Source organism: Stenotrophomonas sp. YJH_SMC_101-4 (assembly GCF_059370395.1).
The window spans coordinates 683,673-708,125 of the sequence record NZ_JCAFTP010000003.1; the positions used below are offsets into that span (position 1 = coordinate 683,673).

A 24,453-nucleotide genomic window follows, 5' to 3' on the forward strand; every position below is an offset into this window, starting at 1 on the left:
ACCAACGGACGGCACCCACCACCCACTGTCGTCCATGCGCGGATGGGGCAACCCTACGGCCCCCGCAACACCGGCGCCAACAACGCCAGGCACTCACGCAGGTGCACCTCCACCGGCGCATCCTCGGCCACCACGCCGATCACGCGTTCGCGCAGCGGCTCGGCCACGGCCATTGCCAGGATCAGTCGCGCCATGCGTGCGGAATCCCCCTCACGCAGCAGCCCACGCTGCTGCTGCCGTTCCAGCCAGTCAGCCAGCAGCGCACGGCCGCGTTCGATGCCGTTGTCCAGATAGGCCTGCAGCAGCGCATCCTTGCCGGGGAAATCGGTAGCCAGCAGCCGGAACACCTGCACCGCCTGCGCCGACAGTGCCTGCGTGCACACCGCCTGCAGGATGTCCTGCAGCAACGGCAGCACCTCGTCGGCACCGTGCGCATCGCGCTGCAGCTGCGGCGCGAAGCCGTCGGTCCATTCGCGCACCGCCAACCCGACCAGTTCCTCGCGGTTGCTGGCGTGGCGGTACACGGTCTTCTTCGCCACCCCGGCATGGGTCGCCACCGCTTCGATCGTGGTCGCCTCGTAACCCTGTGCCAGCAGCAGCTCCAGCGTGGCCTGCAGCACGGCGTGGCGGACCTCGGCTTCCGGTCGAGCGGGGCGGCCGCGGCGGCGGCTCGGTGTTGTGGGCTCGGGCAGGGGGGGGCTGTTCATTGCCCCCATCTTACCGCATCCGGCTAATTGCGAAACGAATAACGTTTCCGTATTGTCGGGTCTCCCAACACCGCAGGAGACCCCGATGGATACCGCTGTGAACGCACGCGCCTGGCTGGACCACCACGATCTGCTCGACCCGGCGCCGATGCACCTGGAGACCGGCATCCAGCGCCGCGAAGACGGCACTCTGCTGGTGGCGGTGCGTACCGATCTGCACGGCTGCAAGGGCCGCATGCTGGACTGGTGGTTCACCTTCTTCGAGACCACCCAGCACATCCGCTGGTGGCATCCGGTTGATCATGTCGAGCATCGCGGCTGGGACGCGGCGTGGCAGCGCGGGCGCAGCTACCACGGTGCCAGCATCCATGCGGTGGAATCGCTGGCCGACATTCCGCCGGTGGCGGCGCGCCTGAGGTTCCATGATCCGCGCACGTTGTTGGTGCCAGAGCGCCTGCAGGCGGCACAGGATGCAGGCGATGTATCGGCGGTGATTGCCGCGCGCATCGGCTTCGGCGACCACGTGCGCCTGGATGCAAACGGTGATCCCTGCGACGGGCAGATGCTGCACGTGGCACGCGATACGCCGTTCGGCTGTGTGCTGCGCAGCCGCTTCGTGCTGGGCCTGGACAGCGCTGATCCGCACCGCGATGCCGGCGATGCGGTCGGCCTGGGCCTGCTCAAGCACTGCTACACGGAGTTCAGTTTCCTGTCGCGCTTGCTGCCGTCGCTGTACTACGGCGAGCGTGCCAATGGCGAGGCAGTGCCTTTGCCGTGGTGAGTGGTGCAACGGTCATTCGACCAGCGCGTCGTAGCCTTCAGCACTGAACTGGATCAGGCAGAAGCCGTGGCCGAACGGATCGGCCAGCACGGCGATGCGTCCCCAGCGACGCTCGCGCACGGACTGCTCGAGCGTCGCTCCGGCTGCGACTGCACGTACCAGCGCGGCGTCGATGTCATCCACCACCCAATCCAGGTGCAGCGGCGTCCAATGGCGCTCGTAGTCGCGCACGTCGCCGTCTTCGGTGGCGGCGCTGCCGGCGTCGTTGTGCAGCAGGTAGAGCGGCGCTGGTCCACCGAGCAGCTCCACCGCGCCCGGGCCGAGACGGCGGCCGATGCGCAGGCCGAAGGCCCGGATGTAGAAGTCTTCGGCAGCGGCGAGATCGGGGACATCGAGATTGACGATGAATGACGCGGTGGGCGTATCCATGGGCAGATCCGGTGGATGCGGGCGGGCAGTGTACGCCCGCATCCACGCATGGCGTGGCTCTATTGTGCGCGCGGGTAGTCGAGGTAGCCTGCTTCGCCGCCACCGTAATAGGTGCTGCGGTCGGGCGTGGCCAACGCGATGTTGCGCTGCAGGCGTTCGACCAGATCCGGGTTGGCGATGAACGGCTGGCCGAACGCGGCCAGGTCGATGGTGCCGGCCTCGACCAGCTGCAGGGCGCGTTCGCGGGTCATGCCGCCGGCCAGGATCACGGTGCCACCGTAGGCCTGCTTGAACTGCTGCAGGAAGGCCTCGCCCAGCACCGACTGGCCCGCCTGCAGGTTGTCGTTGAGGTGCACATAGGCCAGCCCGCGCGTGCCCAGTTCCTCGGCCAGGTACAGATAGGTGGCTTCGTTGTCGGGGTAGAACGGCATGTCGAAGGTGAGGTTGTTCGGTGCCAGGCGCACGCCGATGCGCTGCGCACCGATGCGCTGGGCCATCGCATCGACGGTGTCCAGGATCAACCGCGCACGATTGGGCAGCGAGCCGCCGTAGCGGTCTTCGCGCTGGTTGATGAGCGGGTTGAGGAACTGTTCGAACAGGTAGCCGTTGGCAGCATGCAGCTCGATGCCATCGAAGCCGGCGCTGATAGCGTTGTCGGCGCCCCGTGCGAAGTCGGCAATGATGCCGGGGATCTCGGCGGTCTCCAGTGCACGTGCCGGGGTGGGATCGGCATGGCCGCGGCTACCATCGGCCAGATACACGAACGAGGTGTTCTTCGGTGCGCTGGCCACCGGGCGGGTGCCGGCGCTGACCGGTTGCCCACCATCGGGTTGCAGCAAGCTGTGCGACATGCGGCCGACATGCCAGAGCTGGGCGAAGATCGTGCCCTGCGCGGCGTGCACCGCCTCGGTGACGAGCTTCCAGCCGGCCACCTGTTCGGCCGACCAGATGCCCGGCACGTCGATGTAGCCCTGGCCCTGCGGCGAGACCGGCGTGCCTTCGCTGATGATCAGGCCGGCGCTGGCCCGCTGCCGGTAATACTGGGCGGTCAGTTCGTTGGCCACGACGCCGGGGTTGCGGGCGCGGGTCATCGGGGCCATCGCGATGCGGTTGCGCAGGGCGGTGCCTGCCAGGTCGAAGGGGTGGAACAGGGCGGCGGTCATGTCGGTCATCTCAGTGCGGGGGAGGGGCGCCAGCGGCGCGATGCACACAGGATGGAGTTGACATGCGGGCACATAAAGCGCTTCGATCTCCCTGTGTGCGGGACTATTTGTCCCCAATGTGGAGTAGAGGATGCTGCCGCTGGAATCGTTGAATGGCCTGGTGACCTTCGTCACCACGGCCCGCTCGGGCAGCTTCACCGAAGCCGCCGATGCGCTGGGCATCTCGCGTTCGGCGGTGGGCAAGGCCATCGCCCGGCTGGAAACACGGCTGGGGGTGCGCCTGTTCCACCGCACCACGCGGCGCATCGCGCTGACCACCGATGGCGAGGCGTACTACGCCTCCTGTGCGGCGGCGCTGGAAGAGATCTCCGCGGCCGAGGCCTGCCTGGGGTCGGCCGGCCTGCCCAGCGGGCGGCTGCGCATCGACATGCCGTCCTCGTTCGGGCGGCTGGTGGTGCTGCCGGTGCTGTTGCGACTGTGCCGGCAGTACCCGGACCTGCAGTTGACGATGACCTTCACCGATCACTTCGTCGATCCGGTCGAGGAAGGCATCGACCTGCTGATCCGTTTCGGTGGGCTGCACCAGGCAGAGCATCTGGTGGCGCGGCGGCTGGGGCGCCAGCGGCTGGTCACCTGCGCATCGCCGGAGTACCTGCAGGCATACGGCGTGCCGCGCACGGTGGAGGAACTGGCGCAGCACCGCAGCATCGTCGGCTTCCGTCATGGCCAGCCGGTCTGGTGGCGGATCGGCAGCGAGCAGGACGAGGGAACATTCATTCCCGGCGCGCCCTATCAACTCAATGATGGCGATGCGGTGATCGAAGCGGCCATCGCTGGCCTCGGCATCTGCCAGATGCCCATTTCACTGGTGCGCCGCCATCTGGATTCCGGCGCGTTGCAACTGGTGCTTGACGCGCACATGCAGCGGCACATCGACATCCATGCGCTGTGGCCACCGACGCGCCACCTGCGGCCCAAGGTGCGCTATGTGGTGGACGAGCTGACCCGGTTGGCGGAACAAGGTCTGTTTGATTGAGCGGGGCCCGTACAGCGGGCCCCGCCTGTGAAACCGCTGTGGCTGGCCTACTTGAAGTTGTAGCGCAGGCTGGCCATGTAGCGACGGCCCAGTGCATCCAATACATAGGGGAACGGACCGATGTCGTCGCCCACGTTGATTACCGACAGCGTCACGCGTGCGGCATCGGTGATGCGGTAGGTGACGTTGGCGTCCCAGGTGGTCCAGCTGTCGCGGTAGAAGTACTGACGGCTTTCCGGGGTATCGGTCATCGTGTACTGGGCGCGGCTGGTGTAGTTGGAGGCCACGCCGTAGTTCCAGTTGCCGATGCGATGCTGGGCGGTCCAGCGGAACTGGCGCTTGGGCTCGTTGAAGCTGCCCGCCTGTTCGACGAACGGCACGTCCCGGTTCGCGGCCTGGCCACGGTTCTTCGGCATGTAGCCGTAGAAGTCCAGGTCCAGCACGCCGAAGCGCGACAGGTCCCAACGGTAGCCGACTTCGGCGGTCCAGCCACGGAACATCAGTACCGGGCCGTTGCCATACTCGGTCTTGATGCTGGTAGCCACGCCGGTGCTCGGATCGCGCGTCACCAGGCCGCAGAAGCGGTTGGCGTTTGGCACGTTGGCGGCGTTGAAGTCGGCAGTGTCGAAGCAACCGGTGATGATGTCGTTGGCGCTCAGCGACGTGATCACGTTGTTGATCTTGATGTCATACCAGTCGGCGGCGACGCGCAGGCCCGGGATCCACTCCGGCGCGAACACGATGCCGGCCGTCCACGACTTCGCCGTTTCGTTCTGCAGGCGGGTGCTGCCGTTGGTCGAGCCCAGCGTATTGGTCGGCTGCTGGCGGAAGGTGTTCGGATCGGCGCCCGGGTAGGCGGCGAAGAACGCCTGGCAGTTGCGGCGACGCACCGCCGGATTGGAGCCGCCGCTGATGTTGTCCAGCGAGCACACTTCCGGGATGTTGTAGTAGGCCGGCTGCTGGGTGGTGTAGAGCTCGGCGATGGAGGGCGCACGCAGTGACTGGGTCTTGTTGCCGCGCAGCTGCAGGCCGGCGATCGGTTCGTACTGGATGCCGTAGGTGAACGCATTGAACGCGCCGGCGACGGAATTGTCGACGCGGCGGAACTTGGCGGTCAGGTCCAGGCGATGCAGGCCCGGGATGTCCCAGTCGGGATTGAACAGCGGTGCCAGCACTTCGGCGAACACTTCATTGGTGTGGTACTTGCCTTCCGCCGCCTGGGTCGGCACCGAACGACCCTGGCCCAGGCGCTGGTACTCGCTGGGGGTGAAGGAGCCTTCTTCGCGGCGGTGCTCGAAGCCGGCCGCGGCGGACAGCTCGCCGCCGGGCAGATCGAACAGGCCGCCGGATACCGACGCGTTGATGACGGTCTGGCGGGTCTGCGCCTTGGCCACGGTCCGGGTGGAGACGTAGTCCAGGGCTTCGCGCGACGCCTGGTTCTCGCCGAACAGATTCAGCGGGCGGCAGTTCGCATCGGCCGTGGTGCCCGGGCGGGTGGCGTCACAGATGATGCGCCCGCTGGCGTCGGTGGTGACGTTGATCGCATTGATGAAGTTCTGCTGGATCAGGCCGGTGCCGAGGTAGTCGAAGTCACCGCGGCCATGGGTGACGCTGGCTTCCCAGTTGAAGCTGCGCTTTCCAACCTCGAAGAAGCCGTTCAGCCCGAGCACCGCGCGGGTCAGGCGGGTCTCGGTGCTGGCGTTGTTCATCGACAGGTCGCGCGAAGAGCGCGACAGGCGGAACGAGGTGATGCCGTTGTCGGCGAGGATCTTGCGGGTTTCCGCACTCAGGAACGGATTGCTGGCGCTGAAGGTCAGCGCACCGCTGGCGGTACCGCCGCCATCCAGGCGTGCATTGCCGAAGGACACGGCGTTGTAGACGTTCTGGTCCAGGGTTTCGCGGGCGGTCGCTTCGTATCGCGATAGCTCGAAGAAGCCGCGCACGTTGTCGGTGAAGTCGAAGCTGCCGGTGGAGAACACCGAGCGTCGTTCGAGGTCGGCGATCAGCGGCACCGTCTCGAACAGGTTCAGGCCGTCACCGCCGGAGGCGTTGCCGCCCGCATAGCTGGTACCGGGATTGAACTCGACCAGCTTGCCCTCGTTGTTGAACTGCCACAGTTTGTCTTTGTTCGGGCCGAAGCCAAGGATGTCGCCCAGGCCGTTGCGCGTGTAGCTGCCGGTCGCCGGCATCACCAGGCCACCGAAGGTCATGCTGGCGATGCGCCGGTTGCGGATCCAGACCTGGTCGGGGATGCCGTCGGCCGGTCCGGTATTGAAGGGAATGCTGCCGTCGATGCGGCCATCATTGGTTGGCCGGCGCAGGGGCTGGAAGTTGCCAGCGTTGGCTGCAGTGGGGTTGGCCTGCAGGCTGTAGCCCTGGCGGTAGAAATCACGTTGCAGCGCGTTCACGCCGTCGGCATTGTCCAGTTCCGCCGCCACCACGATGTGGCCCCGCCCATCGGCGAATCCGGTACCGAAGATGGCCGACCAGGAGTAGCGCTCGTTGTCGTTCTTGCTGGTTCTGCCATAGCCCAGTTCGACTTCGGCGCCATCGAACTTGTCGCGCAGGATGATGTTGTTGACGCCGGAGATCGCATCCGAGCCATAGGTGGGGGCACCGCCAACGCTCAGACTTTCAATGCGTTGCACCATGACGCTGGGAATGGCGTTCATGTCCACCTGGATACCCGAGCCGCCGCCGGCACCGAAGATGGTGGGCGGGGTAGAGGTCACGAAGCGGCGTCCATTGACCAGGGTCAGCAGGCGATTGCTGCCCAGGCCGAACTTGCTGGCGAAGTTGACGCCCGCACCGAAACCGGCCTGGTCGCCGCGCGAACTGACGCCGGCACTGACCCCGGGAATCCGGGTCACCGCGTCGATGAGGTTGGTGTCGCCATAGTTCTCGATCGATTCACGGCTGACCACCGCAGCGGGTTCCAGCGTGTCGAAGCCGGCGCGGTAGATGCGTGAGCCGGTGACGGTCATCCGGTCCAGCTGCACGGGGGTCTTGCTGCTGGCGGGCTCGGCCTCCTGTTCCTGCGTGGCGGCCTGCTGCGCCATGGCCGGTGCGGCGGCCACCAGCACCAATGCCGAACCCAACGCGACAGACAAGCGACTGCGGGCGAACAACGGTCGGTACATGATCTCTCCCTGGTCACGCCAATGTGACTCAGGGATAAACGCAAGGGCGAATGCGACACCCTAGGCCATGAAAAAGTAACAATTGAATCTATTTACTATTCATTCATATTTGCGGGCTGATCTGTCCGTAGCGCATGCCCCGGCATGCATGATGTGGCTTCATCCGTCCGCGCATGTATACTATCCCCCAGTATAGTTCCGAGGTGGCCCCGTCATGCCGCACTCCCCCGAGGAGAAGAAGAAGGTCCTGGCCCGCGTGCGCCGCATCCGCGGCCAGTGCGATGCGCTGGACCGCGCGCTGGAAGCCGGTGCCGACTGCGGGCCGGTGCTGCAGCAGATCGCGGCCATCCGTGGCGCGGTCAACGGCCTGATGTCCGAAGTGATGGAGGCCCATCTGCGCGAGGAGTTCGGGCAACCCGCAGCCTCCGACGAACAACGCGCCGAACGCGTGCGCGACATGAGCGCGTTGATCCGCTCGTACCTGAAATAAGCATCGGCGCCACATCGCGTCGATCGTCCTGCCATCCCATTCCCGCCTGATCCTGGAGAAGCCACCATGAAGTCCCGTGCCGCCGTCGCCTTTGGTCCCGGCCAGCCGCTGCAGATCGTCGAGATCGACGTCGCCCCGCCGAAGAAGGGCGAAGTGCTGGTCAAGATCACCCACACCGGTGTCTGCCACACCGATGCGTTCACCCTGTCCGGCGATGACCCGGAAGGCCTGTTCCCGGTGGTGCTGGGCCATGAAGGCGCCGGCATCGTGGTGGACGTGGGCGAGGGCGTGACCAGCGTCAAGCCCGGCGACCACGTGATTCCGCTGTACACCGCCGAGTGCGGCGAATGCCTGTTCTGCAAGAGCGGCAAGACCAACCTGTGCGTGTCGGTGCGCGCCACCCAGGGCAAGGGCGTGATGCCCGACGGCACCAGCCGCTTCAGCTACAACGGCGAGCCGCTGTACCACTACATGGGCTGCTCGACCTTCAGCGAGTACACCGTGGTGGCCGAGGTGTCGCTGGCGAAGATCAACCCGGAAGCGAACCCGGAACACGTCTGCCTGCTCGGCTGCGGCGTCACCACCGGCATCGGCGCGGTGCACAACACCGCCAAGGTGCAGGAAGGCGACAGCGTGGCGGTGTTCGGCCTCGGCGGCATCGGCCTGGCGGTGATCCAGGGCGCGCGCCAGGCCAAGGCCGGCCGCATCATCGCGGTGGACACCAACCCGTCCAAGTTCGAGCTGGCGCGCGAATTCGGCGCCACCGACTGCATCAATCCGAAGGACTACGACAAGCCGATCCAGCAGGTCATCGTCGAGATGACCACCTGGGGTGTGGACCACAGTTTCGAGTGCATCGGCAACGTCAACGTGATGCGCGCGGCGCTGGAATGCGCGCACCGTGGCTGGGGCCAGAGCGTGGTGATCGGCGTGGCCGGTTCGGGCCAGGAGATCTCCACCCGTCCGTTCCAGCTGGTGACCGGCCGCAAGTGGATGGGCACCGCGTTTGGTGGCGTGAAGGGCCGCAGCCAGCTGCCGGGCATGGTGGAAGACGCGATAAAGGGCGATATCGAACTGGCCCCGTTCGTCACCCACACCATGGACCTGGACAGGATCAACGACGCCTTCGACCTGATGCATGAAGGCAAGTCGATCCGTTCGGTGGTGCACTACTGAGCCGCGTCATGGGCTGGCTGGATGCCCTGCGCCGACCGCGTGCGGAAGACCCGCGCGCGGCGCTGGTGGCCCCGATCGAGCAGGCGTTGCGTGCGCTGGGCTGGGTAGTGGGCGAGGTGCGGCCAGCGCGTACGGTGACCTCGGCCTTCGGCAGCGACGATGGCATGCCATTCGAGCAATGGCTTGCGCAGGTATTCCTGCCGCGCCTCTACGAGGCGCGCGCGGCCGGGCAGTGGCCGCCGCGCAGCGATGTGGCGGTGGCGGCCTCTCGCAATCTTGATGGCCAGCCTGGCGTCGAACCATTGCTGCGCCTGCTGGCGCAGCTGGATGAACGGATCAACAAAGGCATCCACGCCGCGCGTGGATAAGCCGACCAAGGTCGGCATCTACCAGAAGTACGCGTGCGCTGGCGCGCCGCGCAGGAGAGCACCATGGAACGCATTGAACACCGCGCCTGTTTCGGCGGCTGGCAGGACGTCTACCGCCATCATTCCACCACGCTGGGCTGCGACATGCAGTTCGCCGTGTACCTGCCGCCGCAGGCGGAAACGCAGGCGCTGCCGGTGCTGTACTGGTTGAGCGGCCTGACCTGCACCGAGCAGAACGTCATCACCAAGGCCGGCGCGCAGCGCTATGCGGCCGAGCACGGTGTGATCATCGTTGCGCCTGATACCAGCCCGCGCGGCGATGACGTGGCCGATGCCGAAGGCTATGACCTGGGCAAGGGGGCGGGGTTCTACCTCAATGCCACCCGTGCGCCGTGGGCGAAGCACTACCGCATGCACGACTACGTGGCACAGGAACTGCCGGCACTGATCGAGGCGAATTTCCCGGTCACCGATGCGCGTGGCATCAGCGGCCACTCGATGGGCGGTCACGGTGCGCTGGTGATCGCGCTGCGCAACCCGGGGCGCTACCGCAGCGTGTCGGCGTTCTCGCCGATCGTTGCACCCAGCCACGTGCCGTGGGGGCAGAAGGCCTTCCATGCCTACCTGGGCGACAACCCGGCGGACTGGGCGCAATGGGACGCCAGCGAGCTGGTCGCCGTGGCCCGTGAGCGCCTGCCGTTGCTGGTCGACCAGGGCGAGGCGGACGAATTCCTGCAGACCCAGCTGCAGCCGCAGCGCCTGCAGCAGGCCTGCGATGCCGCCGGCCATCCGCTGACCCTTCGCCTGCAGCCCGGCTACGACCACAGCTACTACTTCATCGCCAGTTTCATCGGGGAGCACATCGCCCACCACGCCCGCGCCCTGCACGGCTGAGGGCGTTCCGGTGGTGCCGGCTGCTGGCCGGCTACCTGCCGCCCTGTGATTCCCTGGGATTGCCGGCAGCAGCCGGCACTACCCTGGTGGTGCACGCGGAGTGTCGTTTTGCCGCAGTGGATCACGCCGCTGTGGCGTGCAGGCGCGCTATGGTGCGGCCATACGGCCTTGCGGATCGGGGGGATGCATGCCGGTAGTGCTGGCGATGCTGTACGTGCTTTGCCATGGGCTGGTCGTGGCGTTCTGGCCGAGCCCGGCGGGCGTAGGCTCTTTCGTATTCCTGACCGGTGCGCCGCTGCTGGCCGCTGCCGCGTGCCTGGTGCGGGCGCAACGTGACCGCGCCGCTCTGGGCTGGCGTGCTACCGCGATGGCACTGCTGCTGTGGGCCGGCGGCATGACGTTCAACATGGTGGATGCGCTGGGCGCCGGCCGGGCTGACTTCACCCCGCGCGTCAGCCTGTTGTTGTACGTGCTGTATGGCGTGCCGCTGGTGTTCATCCTGGCCCGGGCACGCCGCGAGCGCTTGAGCATCAGCCTGATCGACGCGGCGATGGCGGCGTTGCTGGGGGTGCTGTTCTTCGTGCACACCGCATCGTTTGCCGCCCGTGTCGAGGTCGACGCCCATGCGATGTCCAACATGCAGCGCATGTTCGACATCCAGAATCTGTGTATCGCCGGGTTCGCCGTGGTGCGATGGCTGGCCGGCGACGTGCCCGAACGGCGTAGATTCTTCCGCGCACTGGCGCTGTACGCTCTGGCCTATCTGCTGGTGGCCTACTACATCAACCATTACACATCCGATGATGCATTCGGTGCGTTCAACGATCTGCTGATCGACGTACCTTTTCTGCTGATTGCCTGCTTGGCGCTGGACACGGCGCCGGACACAGGCACCACGGCACACCCGAGGCTGGCGCGGACGGTGCAGGCCGCCGGCCCGATCATCCTGCCATTGCTGCTGCTGGTGGTCGGCACGTTGGTGGTCGATCATGCGCGGCCGTTGGCGGTCGCGGGCTTCGTCGTAGCTACCCTTGGTTTCGGCCTGCGCAGCGTGTTGCTCCAGGCGGATCTTCTGGAACGCCAGGCAGCACTGGATCAACTTGCGCGGCAGGATGGCCTGACCGGCGTGGCCAACCGTCGCGAATTCGACGCACGGCTGATGTCCGAGTGGAATCGCGCACGGCGCAGCGGCACCGAGCTGGGCCTGCTGCTGGTGGATATCGACCACTTCAAGGCCTTCAACGACCAGCACGGCCATCCGGCTGGTGATCGTTGCCTGCAGGCGGTGGCCGGGGTGCTGAAGACCATAGCCGGTCGCGGTGGTGACAGCGTTGCTCGCTATGGCGGCGAGGAATTCGCCGTGATCGTGCCGGGAAGCCCGCTCTCGGGCGTGCTGGCGCTGGCCGAGCGCCTGCGCGAGGCGGTGGCAGCGCTGCCACTGCCGGAAGGGTCGGTCAGTATCAGCATCGGAGTGGGCTACCTGCATCCGCCGGCCCTGGCCAGTGCCGATCAGTTGCTGGCGGACGCCGATGCCGGCCTGTATGCCGCCAAGCGCGCCGGTCGCAACCAGGTGATCCTGCATGCGCACGTGCTCGACGACGAAGGCAGTGCGCACGGCAGGATGGATTGCTGAGCGCGCCAGGTAGCCGCTCCCTGTGCGCGATTGCGCACGGTCGGCGCGGCCGGGTCATCGCTGCCGCAGCCAGCCGGTGGGATCGAGCAGCCTCAGCCCGACCGGTGACAACGAGCGCTGTCGCAACGGCAGTTTTGCCGCCTGCACGGCTATCGCACAGCGCGCCAGCTGCTGGCGCAACGGTGCCAGCGTGTCGTCTTCGCGCGGGCGCGCATGCCGCCATTGTGCGATGCGCAGCAGGCAGACCAGCAGGTCCAGTTCGCTGGCGGCAATGAACGGAGAGCCGGCGGGCAACAGGTCGATCGGTGCCGTCGGCGCGGCCAGCAGCGGCAGCAGGTTGATGAACGCGTCGCAGCCTTCAGGATCAAGGCCGAGGCCGCGCAGCTGTGCGAGTCCATCGGCTACGAGATCGGGGTCACGCAGCTGGCGTATCGCCGCCAGCAGCGCCTGCTCGCCACGGCCGAACTGGCGGCCGAAGGCACGGTAGCTGACCCGGGTGGGAAACAAGGGGGAACGGGAGGCCATGGCAGCTAGGGTTGTGGGTCGCGGGTTTCCACCAGCACGGGGCAGGGGGCGTGATCGATGGTCCATTGCCCGATCGAGGGTTCGAACAGGCGCTCCAGCCGGGACAGGTGGCGGTGGCCGATCACGATCAGGTCGCACTTCAGGCGCCTGGCCTGGTCGCTGATGACTTCGCCGGGGTCGCCGGAGGGGATCTGCGCGATGGCATCGACGCCGCGCTCGCGCAGCTCGGCCAGGGCTTCGGCCAGCACCGCCTCGGCGCGGGAGCGCTGGCGGGCGGCTTCCGGGTACTCGATACGGTCGGCTTCGCTGGCATCGGCCGCCAGCGCGAATTCGGGGTCGAGCACGCACAGCAGGTGCAGGCGGCTGCGGGGGCCGGCAATGGCCGCGGCCAGGTCCAGCACGCGCGCGTGCTGGGGGCCACCGTCCAGGGCGACCAGCAGGGTATTGAACATGGATGTCTCCTTTGCAGGCCGGGGATGGTCGCCGATGTCATCGCGCGCACCCATGCCGTGCGCGGCAGTCAATGAATGCGTAGAACGCAATCCATGGTGGTTGCAAGTGCCGTAGAGTCATCTGATTTACCGGAGACTGTCATGGCCCTGCCGGACCTGAACCTGTTGCTGGCACTGGACGTGCTGATTGACGAATGCAGCGTGGCCGCCGCCGCGCGCCGGATGAACCTGAGCGCGCCGGCAATGAGCCGCACCCTGGGCCGGATCCGCACTGCGCTGGGCGACCCGGTGCTGGTGCGTGCAGGCCGCGGTCTGGCGCCCACACCCCGCGCCCTGCAGCTGCGCGAGCAGGTCCGCGATGTGATCGAGCAGGCCCACCGCGTCTTCAACGCCGGTCGCGAAGTAGACATGCGCGTGCTCGAGCGAACCTTCAGCGTGCGTGCCAATGATGTGTTCGTCGGTGGTTTCGGCGGACGCCTGCGCGAGCTGTTCCGCCAGCAGGCGCCGCGCGCAGTGCTGCGCTTCGTGCCCGAGGGCGATACCGACGACGATGCGATGGCACAGGGCCGGATCGACCTGTACATCAGCACGGCCGGCAAGCATGCGCCCGATACCAAGGTGCAGAACCTGTTCAGTACCTCGTTCATGGGCGCAGCGCGCGAAGACCATCCACTGTTCGACGAGGAGATCAGTGCCGAGCGCTTTGCCGCGTGCGACCACATCGCGGTGTCGCGCCGTGGCCTGCCACGTGGGCCGATCGATGATGACCTGGCCACGCTCGGCCTGCAGCGTCGCGTGGCGCTGATCAGCCCGACCTTCCACGGTGCGATCTTCGCGGCGGCCGAATCGGACCTGATCCTGCCGCAGATGCCAAGCGTGATGCTGGAGCGGATCGTCAACATGCGCCTGCCGTTGCGCCTGTTCCCGCTGCCGATTCCGGTGCGGACCGCGGCCATCGTGCAGGCCTGGCATCCGCGCCTGGACAACGACGCCGCGCACCAGTGGCTGCGGCGCTCGATCAAGACCATGTGCGAAAGCGCAGGGGAGGCCTCGCGCTGACATCTGCATGCGTGCGCCCGGCGCACGCCTGGGATGCCGGCGACGCCATTTTTTACAGGGTACCGGCTCCCTAGACTGCGCTCCCCGGAGTTTCACTGAGCGCATTCCAATGACCCCCAACATGCCGTGCACTGCACGGATCGGTGCCCGGCGATGAGTACGCCGGCCGCCGCTGTCCCGGCCGCCGCAGCGCCCCGTCCTGCCGCCGCCCCCGGGCTCGATCGCCGCATTCTGGTCGGCCTGTGTGGCGTGCTGCTGGCGGTGCTGGTGTCGGGCTTCAACGAGAACATCACCAAGGTCGCATTGGCCGACATCCGTGGCGCGATGGGTTTCAGCGTCGATGACGGCAGCTGGATCGTCGCCCTCTACAGCGCGATGTCGGTCAGCGCAATGGCCTTTGCGCCGTGGTGTGCCGCCACCTTCTCGCTGCGTCGTTTCGCGCTGGCGATGATCGGTGGCTTCATGGTGCTGGGCGTGCTGTGCCCGCTCGCCCCGAACCTGCAGGTGTTCCTGCTGCTGCGTGCATTGCAGGGCCTGTGCGGTGGTGCACTGCCGCCGTTGCTGATGAGCGTGGCGCTGCGCTTCCTGCCGCCGGGCATCAAGCTGTACGGCCTGGCCGGCTACGCTCTGACGGCGACGTTCGGCCCGAGCATGGGCACGCCGCTGGCCGCGTTCTGGGTCGAGCAGGTGGGCTGGCACTGGGCGTTCTGGCAGATCGTGCCGTACTGCCTGGCCGCCATGGCGATGGTCAGCTGGGGTCTGCCACAGGACCCGCTGAGGCTGGAACGCTTCGCCCAGTTCGATACGGTCGGCCTGCTGCTGGGCCTGCCAGCGCTGGTGCTGCTGGTGCTGGGCCTGGTGCAGGGCCCGCGCCTGAACTGGTTCGACTCGCCGATGATCACGCTGATGATCGGGGGGGGCGCCGGCCTGATGGTGCTGTTCATGATCAATGAATGGTTCCACCCCTTGCCGTTCTTCAAGCTGCAACTGCTGGCCAACCGCAATCTCAGCTACTCGCTGGTGACGCTGGGCGGCGTGCTGTTCGTGCTGCTGGCGGTGATCTCGATCCCGTCAGGGTTCCTGGCCAGCGTGCAGGGTTACCGGCCGCTGCAGACCGCACCGATGCTGCTGTGGGTGGCGCTGCCCCAGGTGATCGCGCTGCCGCTGGTGGCGGCCCTGTTGAACATCCGCGCGGTGGATTGCCGCTGGGTGCAGGCCACCGGCCTGGCGATGCTGGCCCTGGCCTGCTGGCTGGGCTCGCACCTGGACGTGGCCTGGATCCGTGACAACTTCCTGTGGGTGCAGCTGCTGCAGGTGTTCGCACAACCCATGGCAGTGCTGCCGCTGCTGATGCTGGCCACCGGTGGCCTTGCGCCGCAGGACGGCCCCTTCGCCTCGGCGTGGTTCAACACGGTCAAGGGTTTCGCCGCGGTGCTTGCCAGCGGCGTACTGGATGCCGTCGCCCAGGGCCGCCGTCATTTCCATTCCACCGTGCTGGTCGACCGCCTGGGCGAGCAACCGTGGCTGGCCGATGGCCCGCAGCTCGGCGCGCGCCTGCATGCACAGGTGCAGGCGCTGACCTCGGCCGACCTTTACTGGGTGGTCGCGCTGGTGGCGCTGGCCTTCATTCCCCTCATTGCCTGGATGCCCACCCGCATCCACCCGCCACGTGCCGTGGCCTGAACCTTTCGCAGGAACCCCTCATGACGATCAATCGAACCACTCTCCACACCGGCCTGGGCCTGGGCGTACTGGCCCTGGCCATCGGCGCCTGGCTGCTGCTGCGCGACTCTGGCCACCAGAGCACCAACAATGCGTACGTGGTGGCCGACTACACCCTGGTGGCTCCGAAAATTCCCGGCTTCGTCAGTGCCGTGGAGGTGGAGGACAACCAGTCGGTGAAGGCCGGCGACGTGCTGGCCCGCATCGACGACCGTGACTACCAGGTCGCCCTGCAGGCGGCCCGTGCCGACCTTGCCAATGCCCGCGCACAGCTCGCCAACGCACAGGCCGCACTGGTCCAGCAGGATTCGCTGATCGCGCAGGCCAGGGCCAGTGTGGATGTCAGCCGTTCCGAACTGACCCTCGCCAGTGCCGACCAGCAGCGCTACCGCGAACTGGCCCGTGACGGCGCCGGAACCGTGCAGAACGCGCAGCAGGCGCAGTCGAAGCAGGCCGTGGCCAGTGCCCACCTGCAGCAGGGCCAGGCGGCGCTGTCGACCGCGCGCCAGCGCACCGACATCCTGACCGCCGGTGTGCAGGCTGCGCAGGCCGCGGTGCAACGCGCGGAAGCGGCGCAGGCCCGCGCAGAACTGGATCTGTCGCACACCGTGCTGCGTGCACCGATCGACGGCGTGGTCGGTCGTCGAGCAGTGCGCGTAGGTGCCTACCTGACCCCGGGTACACCGGTGGCCGCGGTGGTGCCGCTGAAGCGTGCCTTCGTGGTCGCCAACTTCCAGGAAACACAGATGACCCGCATGCAGTCCGGCCAGCAGGTCGAACTGAAGGTGGACGTGTTCCCGGGCAAGCCACTGCGCGGGCACATCGACAGCATCGCGCCGGCCACCGGCGTCACCTTCGCCGCTGTCGCACCGGAGAATGCCACCGGCAACTTCACCAAGGTGGTGCAGCGTATTCCGGTGAAGATCGTGCTGGAGCCGGGCCAGCCGCTGCTGGACCAGCTGCGTGCCGGCATGTCGGTGGAAGCCAGTGTCGACCTGGGCAGCCGCGCGCGCGCGCAGAGCGTGAAGCACAGTCCGGGCCATGCGGCCGGGGAGGGCGCATGAGCGCAGTTGCCTTGTTCCGCAGCACCTTCGTTGCGGCCAGCCTGTGCACGGCCCTGGCTGCCTGCACGATGGGTCCGGACTTCGTACGTCCTCAGGCGGAACTGCCCAGTCACTGGCGGGGCGAGGCCGTCGCGGGCAACGCGATCGATCAGGACGCCGCCTGGTGGGCCGGCTTCGACGACCCACTGCTCGGACAGCTGGCCAGCCAGGTGCTGGAGGCCAACCTGGACCTGCAGCTGGCGGCCAACCGCGTGCAGCAGAGCCGCGCCGCGCGTGGCATCAGCGCCGCCAACCGTCTGCCCAGCGTCAGCGCAACCGCCAGCGGCGCACGCGCACGCAACAGCGAGGTGGGCTTGAACGATCCGTCCGGCAACGGCGGTCGTGATGACTATGGGCTGTTCCAGGCCGGCATCGGCCTGAGCTGGGAACTGGATCTGTGGGGACGGGTGCGCCGCCAGGTGGAAGCCGCCGATGCACGCGTGCAGATGGCCGAGGAGGATGCACACGCAGTGCGCATCGCGCTGCTGGCGGAAACCGCGCGTGATTATCTGCAGCTGCGCGCGACGCGGCAGCTGCTGGCGATCACCGAGGACAACCTCGGCATCGCCCACGACATCAAGCGCCTGACCGAAGCACGCCAACGCCAGGGCGTGGCCAGCACGCTGCAGGTGTCCAGCGCGTCCGCGCAGGTGGCATCGCTGCAGGCACGCATCGCGCCGCTGCGGCATCGTGAATCGCAGCTGCGCAATGCACTGGCGTTCCTGCTGGCGCAGCCTCCGCAGGCACTGGATGCGCAGCTGCAGAATGCATGCCGTGACTGGCCCGCACTGCCGGCCGTGGCGGTGGGGCTGCCCAGCGAACTGGCCGAGCGTCGCCCTGACATCCGTCGCGCCGAAGCGGCGTTGCATGCCGCAACGGCCGGCATCGGCGTGGCCAAGGCCAGTTTCCTGCCGCGTATCACCTTGAATGGCGACGCTGGCTTCCAGGCCAAGCAGCTGGATGATCTGGATGGCTGGAACGCACACCGTTTCAGCATCGGGCCGTCGATCAGCCTGCCGATCTTCCAGGGCGGCAGGCTCAAGGCCAACCTCGCGTTGAGCAAGCTGCAGCAGCAACAGTCGTCGCTGCAGTTCCAGCGCACGGTGCTGCAGGCCTGGCATGAAGTGGACGACGCCATCGATGGCTACGCCGCCGAACAGCAGCGCACCGTGCAGCTGCACGTGGCGGTGGACGAAACCGAGACCGCGCTCGGTGCGGCGCGCCGGCAGTACCAGGCCGGCGTGGTCGACATGCTGGACGTGCTGACCACCCAGCGCATCGCACTGGACAACCAGGCCGCACTGGCCAACAGCCAGGCTACGGCGGCAATCGCGCGGGTGGAGCTGTACCGCGCGCTGGGCGGTGGCTGGTAGGGCAATGGAAACGCCGGGCATGGCCCAGCGCTACCCATCGCGGCGGTAGCGCCGGGCCATGCCCGGCGGGCGGGTGCCTCAACGCACGTCGCGCAGTTCCCAATGGCTGCCGGCCAGCAGGCGCAGGCGCTGCTTGAACACGTCGCTGTCGATGCGGGTGGTCGCCACCAGGTTGATGCGCAGATCCTTCTGTTCGCCGGTTACGGTGGCATCCGGATCGGTCACGCCCCACTGCGGTTCCACCGCATCCGGGTCGGGCTGCTTGGCCTTCCAGCGCTCGAACAGCGTGCCGCTGCGCAGGGCGTCCTGCAGCTCTTCGGCGAAACCGGCGGCGCCCTGCGAATGGAAGGACAGGTCAGGGTCGTTGCCGCGGGCCTTGGAGGGATCGGGCAGGCTGATGTGGTACTGCGCAGGCATGGAGTTCTCCTTGAAGTGCGGCAAGGCTGGCACAGTCTTGGTGGAATCGATGTGCAGATTCCCGCCACGGTTGGCCTTCATTCAAACCGATGTGGCCCATCGGCAAAGCCCACGGTGACCGCGCCCTTGCCGACATTGACCATGCCGGTCAGGCTCATCACCGATTCGTACACGGCCACGCCATGGGTGGCGCAGACCTCCTTCAACTGGGCGTAGCCGGGCAGGGTGCGCAGCTCGTCCAGCTCACCGCCGTAGCTGACGCACACCGTCGGTGTCATCAGCCCGGCACGCACACGTTGGCCGACCACCGCGAAAAGCTTCTGCACGGCGTTGTCGAAGCCCTTGATCTTGGCCACCGGCCCGGTCTCGCCGCGGTAGCCATGCAGCACCGGCTTGATGTCCAGTGCGCTGCCCAGCGCTGCACTGAGCAGGCCGACACTGCGGTCACCCTTGTGCCGCGCACGTGCGCGCATGTAGTACAGGTCGCGGGTAACCATGTAGCCATGCACGTTGCCCGCCAGTTCCTCCAATCGTTCGCGGATCTGCTGCACGCTGGCGTTGCTGTCGCGCAGGCGCACCGCTTCCACCGCCGTTACCGCCTGGGCAGCGAACAGGTTCTGGGTGTCGAGCACGCGCAGCGCGAACGGCGAGTTGTAGCCCGCTGCCTGACGCACCGGCTTGTAGTCGTTGAGGATGGCGAAGCTGGCCTGCAGTGCGTTGTCGTGGATCGGGCTGCGGGTCTTGGTGATGGTCATGCAGAACACGTGGTCGTAATCGATCACCAGCTGCTGCAGGAACAGGTCGCGGATCTGGTTGACGCTGAAGGGGATGGTCTCCGCCTCGGCGCCATGTTCGGCCACATGCGCGTGCAGGAAACTCAGGGTGGCCTGCTCATCGCGATGATCGGCCAGCACGGCTTCGCCGATCCGTACGGTGATCGGCAGCAGCACGATGTTGTGTGTGGCGATGAAGTCCGGCGGCAGGTCGCAGGCCGAGTCGACGACGATTCCGATGCGCATCCGCGGCTCCCCCTCCAGGGCGGTTGTAGGTTCGGAAACGTGAAATCTATCTCAAATCCCAGCGCGGCGCGCGAGGGAAACGCGCCACGCCCTGTTCAGCGACTGCGCTGCACCGCCACCGGCAGGTTGGCCAAGCGCTGCCATTCGGGCTGCCGCAGCAGGCCCGGATCGGCCAGCACCGCTGCCATCAGCGGGTGCGCGTCGTTGCCCCAGAACAGCTCGTCGCCGATGGCCAGGGTGGGTACCCCGAACACGCCGGCCGCGATCGCGGCCTCTGTGTTGCGCCGCAGCTGCTCCTTCACCGCCGGGTCGGCGATGGCGGATGCGACATCCTCGATGCCCAGCCGTGCGCCGGGTTCGCGCAGGGCTTCGGCGCTGTCGGCCGCGTTGCCGTCGCGCCAGATCCAGTCGAACAGCACGTCCACGGCCTGCACGCTGGCGCCGGCGGCCAGGCACAGGCGCAGGGCGGACAGCGGGTTGAACGGATGGCCGGGCGGGAACCGCAGTGGTGTGCCCTCGGCCTGTGCGGTCCACAGCAGCTGGCGGTAGATGAAGCGGCGCTTGGCCGGAATCTCGGCCGGCCCGAGGTTGCCCAGGTGATGCAGCACCGCACCGAAGGCGATCGGCACGGTCTGGATCTGCGCGAACTGCGGCAGCTGCTTCAGCTTCTGCCAGTGCAGGTAGGAGTAGGGCGAAACGAAGTCGAAGTACCAGCGCAGTGTCGCCATCGGTGTGTCCTCGTGTGCGGTCAGGGCTGCGCGTTGCGCTGCAGGTAGCGGTCGCGCAGGTCGGTCTGGCGCGAGCGCATCGGCATCGCACGGCCGCCCAGCCAGACCTGCTCGGCATAGTGCGCCACGTCCAGCGGGTCGCCTTCCCACAGCACCAGGTCGGCGCGTTTTCCAGGCTCGATGCTGCCGATCTGGTCGGCCACCCCGAACGCCTGCGCCGGCACCCGGGTCAGCCCGGCCAGGCCATCGGCCCACGGCAAACCGTTGGCCACCGCGTTGCCGGCCAGCTGGCGCATCTTGCGCGCGTTGTGGGTGGCGTCGCCGCGCTGCACGAACGACACCGGCACGCCGGCGCGTTGCAGGCGTGCGGCATTTTCCAGGGTGGCGCCGATCTGGTCGAAGCTGGCCGGCAGGTTGGCCAGCACGTCGACGAACACCGGCACCTGTGCGGCGGCCAACTCCGGCGCCACCTGCCACGCTTCGCTGGCACCAGCGATGGCGATCTTCACCTTCTCGCGCGCGGCCCAGCGCAGCAGCTGGCGGATGTCCGAGGCACGATCGACCTCCACCACGATGCGGCCTTGGCCGGCCAGATAGCGGCTGAGCGTGCGGCGCCCGGCCGGGGTCAGCAGCGCATGCGGCGAGTCCGCAGCCACCTGTCCGCGTGCTTCGTCGACCATCTGCTGCAGCAGCATCCATTGCGCGGCGCGCGAATGCCCGGTCAGCTCGGATGCCGCTGCGCCAATGCGCAGGAACAGGGCGCGCGGGCCGATCGGGTCGGCGCTGCCGTCCAACCGCATCACGCCGCCCTGGCCAGCCACGAAACCACCGCCGGTGGCAGCGCCCAACGCAGTGAAGCCGATGCCTTCCAGGCGCGTGACCGGAATCAGCACCGAGGCCGGGTTGTAGGCGAGGGTGACGTCGAATTCCGGACGCAGTGGTTGCTCGCCGAGCTTCAACGAACTGTCCACCGTGCTCGATTCACCCGAGACCTCTTCGATGCCGGTTTCGGTGATACCGCCGAACAGCGCCGGCGTCAGGGGGCGGCCATTGGCCTCGATCACGGTGGCGCCGGCAGGCGCTGACAGGCCGTTGCCCACCGCGCGGATGATGCCGCCCTGCACCAGCACGTCCGCGTTCTGCAGGCTGCCGCGCGCGCTGGCCGTATGCACCGTCGCGTTGCGCACCAGCAGGTCCTGTGCCTGTGCGGATGCGGAGATGCAGGCCAGCACCATGACAGTAGCGCCGAACCATGCTCGGCTGCCCTTCGCGGCAGACTGCGTCAACTGCTTGAGCACCACCATCAGCGCACCTCCTGGCCAAGCTGGAAATCAGAACGCGGCGTCGCTGCCGGTGCACTGCGGTCGTACAACCTGCGGCCATCAATGAAGACCTGCTCAGCCAGTGCATACGAACTGAAGGGGTTGCCGTTCCACACCACCACATCGGCCATCTTGCCGGCCTCCAGGGTGCCGGTCTGGCCCTCGATGCCCAGCGCCTTGGCGGCGTTGGCGGTCATCCAGGTGATGGCGTGCTCGGGCGTGATCTCCGGCATGCGCGCGCGGCGCGCGGACGCCATTACCTTGGCCGCTTCCTGGTTCAGGCGCTGGATGCCTTCGGGTGAATCGGAATGGACGATGGCACAGCTGTTCTTCGGCCGGTCGACCAGCGCGATGTTCTCGGGAATGCCGTCGAAGGCTTCCATCTTGAAGCCCCACCAGTCGGCCCAGAGTGCGCCGCAGACGCCGTCGGCGGCCAGCCGGTCGGCCAGCTTGTAGGCCTCCACGCCGTGGTGGAAAGCGGCCACCTTGAAGCCGAATTCCTTGGCCAGATCGAGCATGGTGGCCATCTCGTCGGCGCGGTAGCAGTGGATGTGCACGCGGATGTCGCCTTCGATGGCGCCGGCCAGCGTGTCCAGCTTGAGATCGCGCTTGCCGCCTGCATCCCCGGCGCTGTCGCCCTTGTCGCTGCCGAACCAGCCCTTGCGCTTGGCCGGCTTGGGCTTGTTCTTGGCGATGTAGTCCGCGGCATCGATGAAGGCGGCACGGTAGCCGGCCACGTTGCCCATGCGCGTGGCCGGTGTGACGCCCTTGCCTTCGCCATAGACCCGCTTGGGGTTCTCGCCGCAGGCCATCTTCAGGCCCCACGGTGCGCCGGGGAACTTCATCGCCTGGTAGGTGATGGCCGGGACGTTCTTCAGGGTCACGCCGCGGCCACCCACCAGGTTGGCCGAGCCCGGCAGCACCTGCATGCTGGTCACGCCGCCGGCCAGTGCCGTGGCGAAGCCTGGGTCCTGCGGCCACACCGAGTGTTCGGCCCAGACGTTGGCGGTGACCGGTGCGGTCATCTCGTTGCCGTCGCTGTGCGCGCCGACGCCGGGGCTGGGGTACACGCCCAGATGCGAATGCACGTCGATCAGGCCGGGGGTGACCCACTTGCCCTGCGCATCGATGCGGGTGACACCGGCATCGGCCTGCAGCTGGCGGCCGACGGCGACGATGCGGCCGTCGCGCAGCAGCACGTCGGCGTTGTCCAGGCGCTGGCCGGTACCGGTCAGCACCGTGGCGTTCTGGATCAGTATCGGCGCATCAGGATGGGCCTGGTAGGTGCTGGAGTAGGGATCGGCGACGAAGCGCGAGGCGCCCACCGCCGGAGCCGTGCTCAATGAAAGCAGTGCCAGGGCTACCCCAGCGCGCAACAACGTCGATGCCATGCAGTTCCCCTTGCAGCCTGGTCCAACCGCCGACGCTAGCCCGGAGGCGGCGGGCTTGCCAAGTGACCTTCTTCACAGGCCTGCCGACGGTAGCTCGACGGCACCGGCCGGGTGGCTGAAAATACCCGGTCCCCCGCCGTACCGGACCGCCCATGAAGAGCAAGCAGGAAATCGTCGACAACTGGCTGCCCCGGTATACCGGCGTGCCCTTGGACCAGTTCGGCCAGCACATCCTGCTGACCAACTTCGGGGGCTACCTGCATACGTTCTCCGAGCTGACCGGCGCGCCGGTCATCGGCCTGGACCGGCCGATGGCCAGTGCCACCATTGATGGCATCACCATGATCAACTTCGGCATGGGCAGCCCCAATGCCGCGATCATCATGGACCTGCTGTCGGCGGTGATGCCCAAGGCGGTGCTGTTCCTGGGCAAGTGCGGTGGCCTCAAGCGCAAGAACCAGCTGGGTGACCTGGTGCTGCCGATCGCTGCGATCCGTGGCGAGGGTACCTCGGGCGATTACCTGCCGCCGGAAGTCCCGGCCCTGCCGGCCTTCGCGCTGCAGCGTGCGGTTTCGACCATGATCCGCGACCTCGGCCACGACTACTGGACCGGCACGGTCTACACCACCAACCGCCGGGTCTGGGAACACGACGAGGCCTTCAAGGAACGGCTGCGGGCGATGCGCTGCATGGCCATCGACATGGAAACGGCCACGGTGTTCGCCGCCGGCTTCGCCAACCACATCCCCAGTGGCGCGCTGCTGCTGGTCTCGGACCAGCCGATGATCCCCGACGGGGTCAAGACCGAAGCCTCCGATGCCAAGGTCAGCTCCCAGTTCGTGGAAAACCATATCCAGATCGGTATCGAGGCGCTTAAGCTTATCCGGCGCAACGGCAAGTCGGTCCGCCACCTGCGCTTCGACGAATGATGATGAAGGCCGGGCGCGGGGCGTCCGGGCCTGGGAGTAGGTAATGGACGTTGCCGCGCAAGTGGTGGAATTCTGGAACGAGGCGGGCCCTGCAAAGTGGTTCGCCCGCGATGATGCGTTCGACGCGCAGTTCCGCCAGTTGTTTCTGGATGAGCATTTCGCCGCCGCTTCGCGCGGGCGTGAGCATTGGCTGGGCAGTGCCGAAGGGGCGCTGGCCCTGATGCTGCTGCTGGACCAGTTCCCGCGCAACTGCTTCCGCGGTACCGCCCACTCCTACGCCACCGATGGCCTGGCTCGGCATTACGCCATGCGCGCCATCGAGGAAGGCCTGGACCTGCAGCTGGTGCCGAAGCTGCGCGCCTTCATCTACCTGCCGTTCGAGCACTCCGAGGATCCGCTGGACCAGGATCGTTCGGTGGCGATGTTCGACGTGCTGGGTGACAAGGAATACCTGCAGTACGCCGAACTGCACCGCGACATCATCCGCCGCTTCGGGCGCTTCCCGCATCGCAATGCCGTGCTCGGTCGCTTGCCCACGGCGGAAGAGCTGGATTACCTGGCCGAAGGCGGGTTTGCCGGCTAAGAAAATGGGGACG

General features: G+C 67.3%; 24 protein-coding genes. 13 read left to right on the forward strand and 11 right to left on the reverse strand.

What is annotated here, in order from left to right; translation table 11 throughout:
- Positions 1 to 53: 53 nt before the first annotated feature.
- The gene (locus AC5P8D_RS13990; protein WP_495203415.1) at positions 54 to 716 is read right to left on the reverse strand and encodes a TetR/AcrR family transcriptional regulator; all 663 of its coding nucleotides are present in this window, start codon (positions 714 to 716) and stop codon (positions 54 to 56) included.
- Between the two features lie 76 nt (positions 717 to 792).
- Here AC5P8D_RS13990 and AC5P8D_RS13995 point away from each other — a divergent pair, with 76 nt between their 5' ends.
- Entirely contained in the window at positions 793 to 1,488 is a 696-nt protein-coding gene (locus tag AC5P8D_RS13995; protein ID WP_329767026.1) for a DAPG hydrolase family protein, read from the forward strand.
- Between the two features lie 12 nt (positions 1,489 to 1,500).
- Here AC5P8D_RS13995 and AC5P8D_RS14000 read toward each other — a convergent pair whose 3' ends face one another.
- Positions 1,501 to 1,917: a VOC family protein gene (locus tag AC5P8D_RS14000; RefSeq protein WP_109814479.1), complete on the reverse strand. Its 417-nt coding sequence runs from the start codon at positions 1,915 to 1,917 to the stop codon at positions 1,501 to 1,503.
- A gap of 59 nt (positions 1,918 to 1,976) precedes the next feature.
- The gene (locus AC5P8D_RS14005; protein WP_495203416.1) at positions 1,977 to 3,080 is read right to left on the reverse strand and encodes an alkene reductase; all 1,104 of its coding nucleotides are present in this window, start codon (positions 3,078 to 3,080) and stop codon (positions 1,977 to 1,979) included.
- A gap of 130 nt (positions 3,081 to 3,210) precedes the next feature.
- On the opposite strand from AC5P8D_RS14005, the gene AC5P8D_RS14010 reads away from it, so the two are divergent.
- Positions 3,211 to 4,116 (forward strand): LysR family transcriptional regulator, encoded by a 906-nt coding sequence (locus tag AC5P8D_RS14010; protein ID WP_049411716.1) that lies wholly within the window; start codon positions 3,211 to 3,213, stop codon positions 4,114 to 4,116.
- A 47-nt stretch (positions 4,117 to 4,163) separates the two neighbouring features.
- On the opposite strand, the gene AC5P8D_RS14015 is transcribed toward AC5P8D_RS14010, so the two are convergent.
- Positions 4,164 to 7,256, reverse strand: a complete 3,093-nt coding sequence (locus AC5P8D_RS14015) for a TonB-dependent receptor domain-containing protein (RefSeq protein WP_049411713.1) — start codon at positions 7,254 to 7,256, stop codon at positions 4,164 to 4,166.
- Positions 7,257 to 7,470: 214 nt separating this feature from the next.
- Between AC5P8D_RS14015 and frmR the strand changes: the two genes are divergently transcribed.
- The 5 genes from frmR to AC5P8D_RS14040 all read left to right on the forward strand — a co-directional run bounded on the left by frmR (position 7,471) and on the right by AC5P8D_RS14040 (position 11,817).
- Positions 7,471 to 7,746 carry a formaldehyde-responsive transcriptional repressor FrmR gene (gene frmR, locus AC5P8D_RS14020; RefSeq protein ID WP_005411009.1) on the forward strand — a complete coding sequence of 92 codons (276 nt, stop codon included), beginning with the start codon at positions 7,471 to 7,473 and terminating at the stop codon, positions 7,744 to 7,746.
- Positions 7,747 to 7,812: 66 nt separating this feature from the next.
- Positions 7,813 to 8,922 (forward strand): S-(hydroxymethyl)glutathione dehydrogenase/class III alcohol dehydrogenase, encoded by a 1,110-nt coding sequence (locus AC5P8D_RS14025; RefSeq protein ID WP_227199804.1) that lies wholly within the window; start codon positions 7,813 to 7,815, stop codon positions 8,920 to 8,922.
- An 8-nt stretch (positions 8,923 to 8,930) separates the two neighbouring features.
- On the forward strand, positions 8,931 to 9,290 hold the full coding sequence (locus AC5P8D_RS14030; RefSeq protein WP_010480873.1) for a YqcC family protein: 360 nt from the start codon (positions 8,931 to 8,933) through the stop codon (positions 9,288 to 9,290).
- Positions 9,291 to 9,353: 63 nt separating this feature from the next.
- Entirely contained in the window at positions 9,354 to 10,184 is an 831-nt protein-coding gene (gene fghA / locus AC5P8D_RS14035; protein ID WP_049480534.1) for an S-formylglutathione hydrolase, read from the forward strand.
- Positions 10,185 to 10,371: 187 nt separating this feature from the next.
- Positions 10,372 to 11,817: a GGDEF domain-containing protein gene (locus AC5P8D_RS14040; protein WP_329766298.1), complete on the forward strand. Its 1,446-nt coding sequence runs from the start codon at positions 10,372 to 10,374 to the stop codon at positions 11,815 to 11,817.
- A 54-nt stretch (positions 11,818 to 11,871) separates the two neighbouring features.
- On the opposite strand, the gene AC5P8D_RS14045 is transcribed toward AC5P8D_RS14040, so the two are convergent.
- Both AC5P8D_RS14045 and AC5P8D_RS14050 read right to left on the reverse strand, forming a co-directional pair.
- On the reverse strand, positions 11,872 to 12,342 hold the full coding sequence (locus tag AC5P8D_RS14045) for a hypothetical protein (protein ID WP_049480536.1): 471 nt from the start codon (positions 12,340 to 12,342) through the stop codon (positions 11,872 to 11,874).
- Positions 12,343 to 12,347: 5 nt separating this feature from the next.
- Entirely contained in the window at positions 12,348 to 12,794 is a 447-nt protein-coding gene (locus AC5P8D_RS14050; protein WP_043400104.1) for a universal stress protein, read from the reverse strand.
- Between the two features lie 141 nt (positions 12,795 to 12,935).
- Between AC5P8D_RS14050 and AC5P8D_RS14055 the strand changes: the two genes are divergently transcribed.
- From AC5P8D_RS14055 to AC5P8D_RS14070, 4 genes are all read left to right on the forward strand, one after another.
- Positions 12,936 to 13,853, forward strand: a complete 918-nt coding sequence (locus tag AC5P8D_RS14055; RefSeq protein ID WP_049480539.1) for a LysR family transcriptional regulator — start codon at positions 12,936 to 12,938, stop codon at positions 13,851 to 13,853.
- 153 nt (positions 13,854 to 14,006) lie between these two features.
- The gene (locus tag AC5P8D_RS14060) at positions 14,007 to 15,536 is read left to right on the forward strand and encodes an MFS transporter (protein WP_043400107.1); all 1,530 of its coding nucleotides are present in this window, start codon (positions 14,007 to 14,009) and stop codon (positions 15,534 to 15,536) included.
- A 20-nt stretch (positions 15,537 to 15,556) separates the two neighbouring features.
- A complete protein-coding gene (locus AC5P8D_RS14065) occupies positions 15,557 to 16,639 on the forward strand; it encodes an HlyD family secretion protein (RefSeq protein WP_313269473.1) in 1,083 nt (360 codons plus the stop codon).
- Complete coding sequence (locus tag AC5P8D_RS14070) at positions 16,636 to 18,051, forward strand: efflux transporter outer membrane subunit (RefSeq protein ID WP_329760011.1); 1,416 nt, start codon at positions 16,636 to 16,638, stop codon at positions 18,049 to 18,051. Before AC5P8D_RS14065 ends, AC5P8D_RS14070 begins: the two co-directional genes overlap by 4 nt.
- Positions 18,052 to 18,129: 78 nt before the next feature.
- Here the strand turns inward: AC5P8D_RS14070 and AC5P8D_RS14075 are convergent, their stop codons facing one another.
- The 5 genes from AC5P8D_RS14075 to AC5P8D_RS14095 all read right to left on the reverse strand — a co-directional run bounded on the left by AC5P8D_RS14075 (position 18,130) and on the right by AC5P8D_RS14095 (position 22,928).
- On the reverse strand, positions 18,130 to 18,468 hold the full coding sequence (locus AC5P8D_RS14075; RefSeq protein ID WP_005414449.1) for a hypothetical protein: 339 nt from the start codon (positions 18,466 to 18,468) through the stop codon (positions 18,130 to 18,132).
- 77 nt (positions 18,469 to 18,545) lie between these two features.
- Positions 18,546 to 19,487, reverse strand: coding sequence for a DegV family protein (locus AC5P8D_RS14080; RefSeq protein ID WP_071305844.1), 942 nt, complete (start codon positions 19,485 to 19,487; stop codon positions 18,546 to 18,548).
- A 95-nt stretch (positions 19,488 to 19,582) separates the two neighbouring features.
- Positions 19,583 to 20,215, reverse strand: coding sequence for a DsbA family protein (locus tag AC5P8D_RS14085; RefSeq protein ID WP_099560025.1), 633 nt, complete (start codon positions 20,213 to 20,215; stop codon positions 19,583 to 19,585).
- Between the two features lie 20 nt (positions 20,216 to 20,235).
- A complete protein-coding gene (locus AC5P8D_RS14090; protein ID WP_019336481.1) occupies positions 20,236 to 21,519 on the reverse strand; it encodes an amidohydrolase family protein in 1,284 nt (427 codons plus the stop codon).
- Positions 21,519 to 22,928 carry an amidohydrolase gene (locus AC5P8D_RS14095; RefSeq protein ID WP_495203417.1) on the reverse strand — a complete coding sequence of 470 codons (1,410 nt, stop codon included), beginning with the start codon at positions 22,926 to 22,928 and terminating at the stop codon, positions 21,519 to 21,521. Before AC5P8D_RS14095 ends, AC5P8D_RS14090 begins: the two co-directional genes overlap by 1 nt.
- A gap of 152 nt (positions 22,929 to 23,080) precedes the next feature.
- Between AC5P8D_RS14095 and AC5P8D_RS14100 the strand changes: the two genes are divergently transcribed.
- Together AC5P8D_RS14100 and AC5P8D_RS14105 are read left to right on the forward strand one after the other, a co-directional pair.
- Positions 23,081 to 23,857 carry an AMP nucleosidase gene (locus AC5P8D_RS14100; protein WP_005414446.1) on the forward strand — a complete coding sequence of 259 codons (777 nt, stop codon included), beginning with the start codon at positions 23,081 to 23,083 and terminating at the stop codon, positions 23,855 to 23,857.
- 43 nt (positions 23,858 to 23,900) lie between these two features.
- Complete coding sequence (locus tag AC5P8D_RS14105; RefSeq protein WP_019336483.1) at positions 23,901 to 24,440, forward strand: DUF924 family protein; 540 nt, start codon at positions 23,901 to 23,903, stop codon at positions 24,438 to 24,440.
- Positions 24,441 to 24,453: the final 13 nt, after the last annotated feature.

Bases quoted from the DNA above. Each gene is read 5' to 3' on its own strand.
- AC5P8D_RS13990 (WP_495203415.1), bottom strand. From the start codon at position 716: ATGGGGGCAATGAACAGCCCCCCCCTGCCCGAGCCCACAACACCGAGC.
- AC5P8D_RS13995 (WP_329767026.1), top strand. From the start codon at position 793: ATGGATACCGCTGTGAACGCACGCGCCTGGCTGGACCACCACGATCTG.
- AC5P8D_RS14000 (WP_109814479.1), bottom strand. From the start codon at position 1,917: ATGGATACGCCCACCGCGTCATTCATCGTCAATCTCGATGTCCCCGAT.
- AC5P8D_RS14005 (WP_495203416.1), bottom strand. From the start codon at position 3,080: ATGACCGCCGCCCTGTTCCACCCCTTCGACCTGGCAGGCACCGCCCTG.
- AC5P8D_RS14010 (WP_049411716.1), top strand. From the start codon at position 3,211: ATGCTGCCGCTGGAATCGTTGAATGGCCTGGTGACCTTCGTCACCACG.
- AC5P8D_RS14015 (WP_049411713.1), bottom strand. From the start codon at position 7,256: ATGTACCGACCGTTGTTCGCCCGCAGTCGCTTGTCTGTCGCGTTGGGT.
- frmR (WP_005411009.1), top strand. From the start codon at position 7,471: ATGCCGCACTCCCCCGAGGAGAAGAAGAAGGTCCTGGCCCGCGTGCGC.
- AC5P8D_RS14025 (WP_227199804.1), top strand. From the start codon at position 7,813: ATGAAGTCCCGTGCCGCCGTCGCCTTTGGTCCCGGCCAGCCGCTGCAG.
- AC5P8D_RS14030 (WP_010480873.1), top strand. From the start codon at position 8,931: ATGGGCTGGCTGGATGCCCTGCGCCGACCGCGTGCGGAAGACCCGCGC.
- fghA (WP_049480534.1), top strand. From the start codon at position 9,354: ATGGAACGCATTGAACACCGCGCCTGTTTCGGCGGCTGGCAGGACGTC.
- AC5P8D_RS14040 (WP_329766298.1), top strand. From the start codon at position 10,372: ATGCCGGTAGTGCTGGCGATGCTGTACGTGCTTTGCCATGGGCTGGTC.
- AC5P8D_RS14045 (WP_049480536.1), bottom strand. From the start codon at position 12,342: ATGGCCTCCCGTTCCCCCTTGTTTCCCACCCGGGTCAGCTACCGTGCC.
- AC5P8D_RS14050 (WP_043400104.1), bottom strand. From the start codon at position 12,794: ATGTTCAATACCCTGCTGGTCGCCCTGGACGGTGGCCCCCAGCACGCG.
- AC5P8D_RS14055 (WP_049480539.1), top strand. From the start codon at position 12,936: ATGGCCCTGCCGGACCTGAACCTGTTGCTGGCACTGGACGTGCTGATT.
- AC5P8D_RS14060 (WP_043400107.1), top strand. From the start codon at position 14,007: ATGAGTACGCCGGCCGCCGCTGTCCCGGCCGCCGCAGCGCCCCGTCCT.
- AC5P8D_RS14065 (WP_313269473.1), top strand. From the start codon at position 15,557: ATGACGATCAATCGAACCACTCTCCACACCGGCCTGGGCCTGGGCGTA.
- AC5P8D_RS14070 (WP_329760011.1), top strand. From the start codon at position 16,636: ATGAGCGCAGTTGCCTTGTTCCGCAGCACCTTCGTTGCGGCCAGCCTG.
- AC5P8D_RS14075 (WP_005414449.1), bottom strand. From the start codon at position 18,468: ATGCCTGCGCAGTACCACATCAGCCTGCCCGATCCCTCCAAGGCCCGC.
- AC5P8D_RS14080 (WP_071305844.1), bottom strand. From the start codon at position 19,487: ATGCGCATCGGAATCGTCGTCGACTCGGCCTGCGACCTGCCGCCGGAC.
- AC5P8D_RS14085 (WP_099560025.1), bottom strand. From the start codon at position 20,215: ATGGCGACACTGCGCTGGTACTTCGACTTCGTTTCGCCCTACTCCTAC.
- AC5P8D_RS14090 (WP_019336481.1), bottom strand. From the start codon at position 21,519: ATGGTGGTGCTCAAGCAGTTGACGCAGTCTGCCGCGAAGGGCAGCCGA.
- AC5P8D_RS14095 (WP_495203417.1), bottom strand. From the start codon at position 22,928: ATGGCATCGACGTTGTTGCGCGCTGGGGTAGCCCTGGCACTGCTTTCA.
- AC5P8D_RS14100 (WP_005414446.1), top strand. From the start codon at position 23,081: ATGAAGAGCAAGCAGGAAATCGTCGACAACTGGCTGCCCCGGTATACC.
- AC5P8D_RS14105 (WP_019336483.1), top strand. From the start codon at position 23,901: ATGGACGTTGCCGCGCAAGTGGTGGAATTCTGGAACGAGGCGGGCCCT.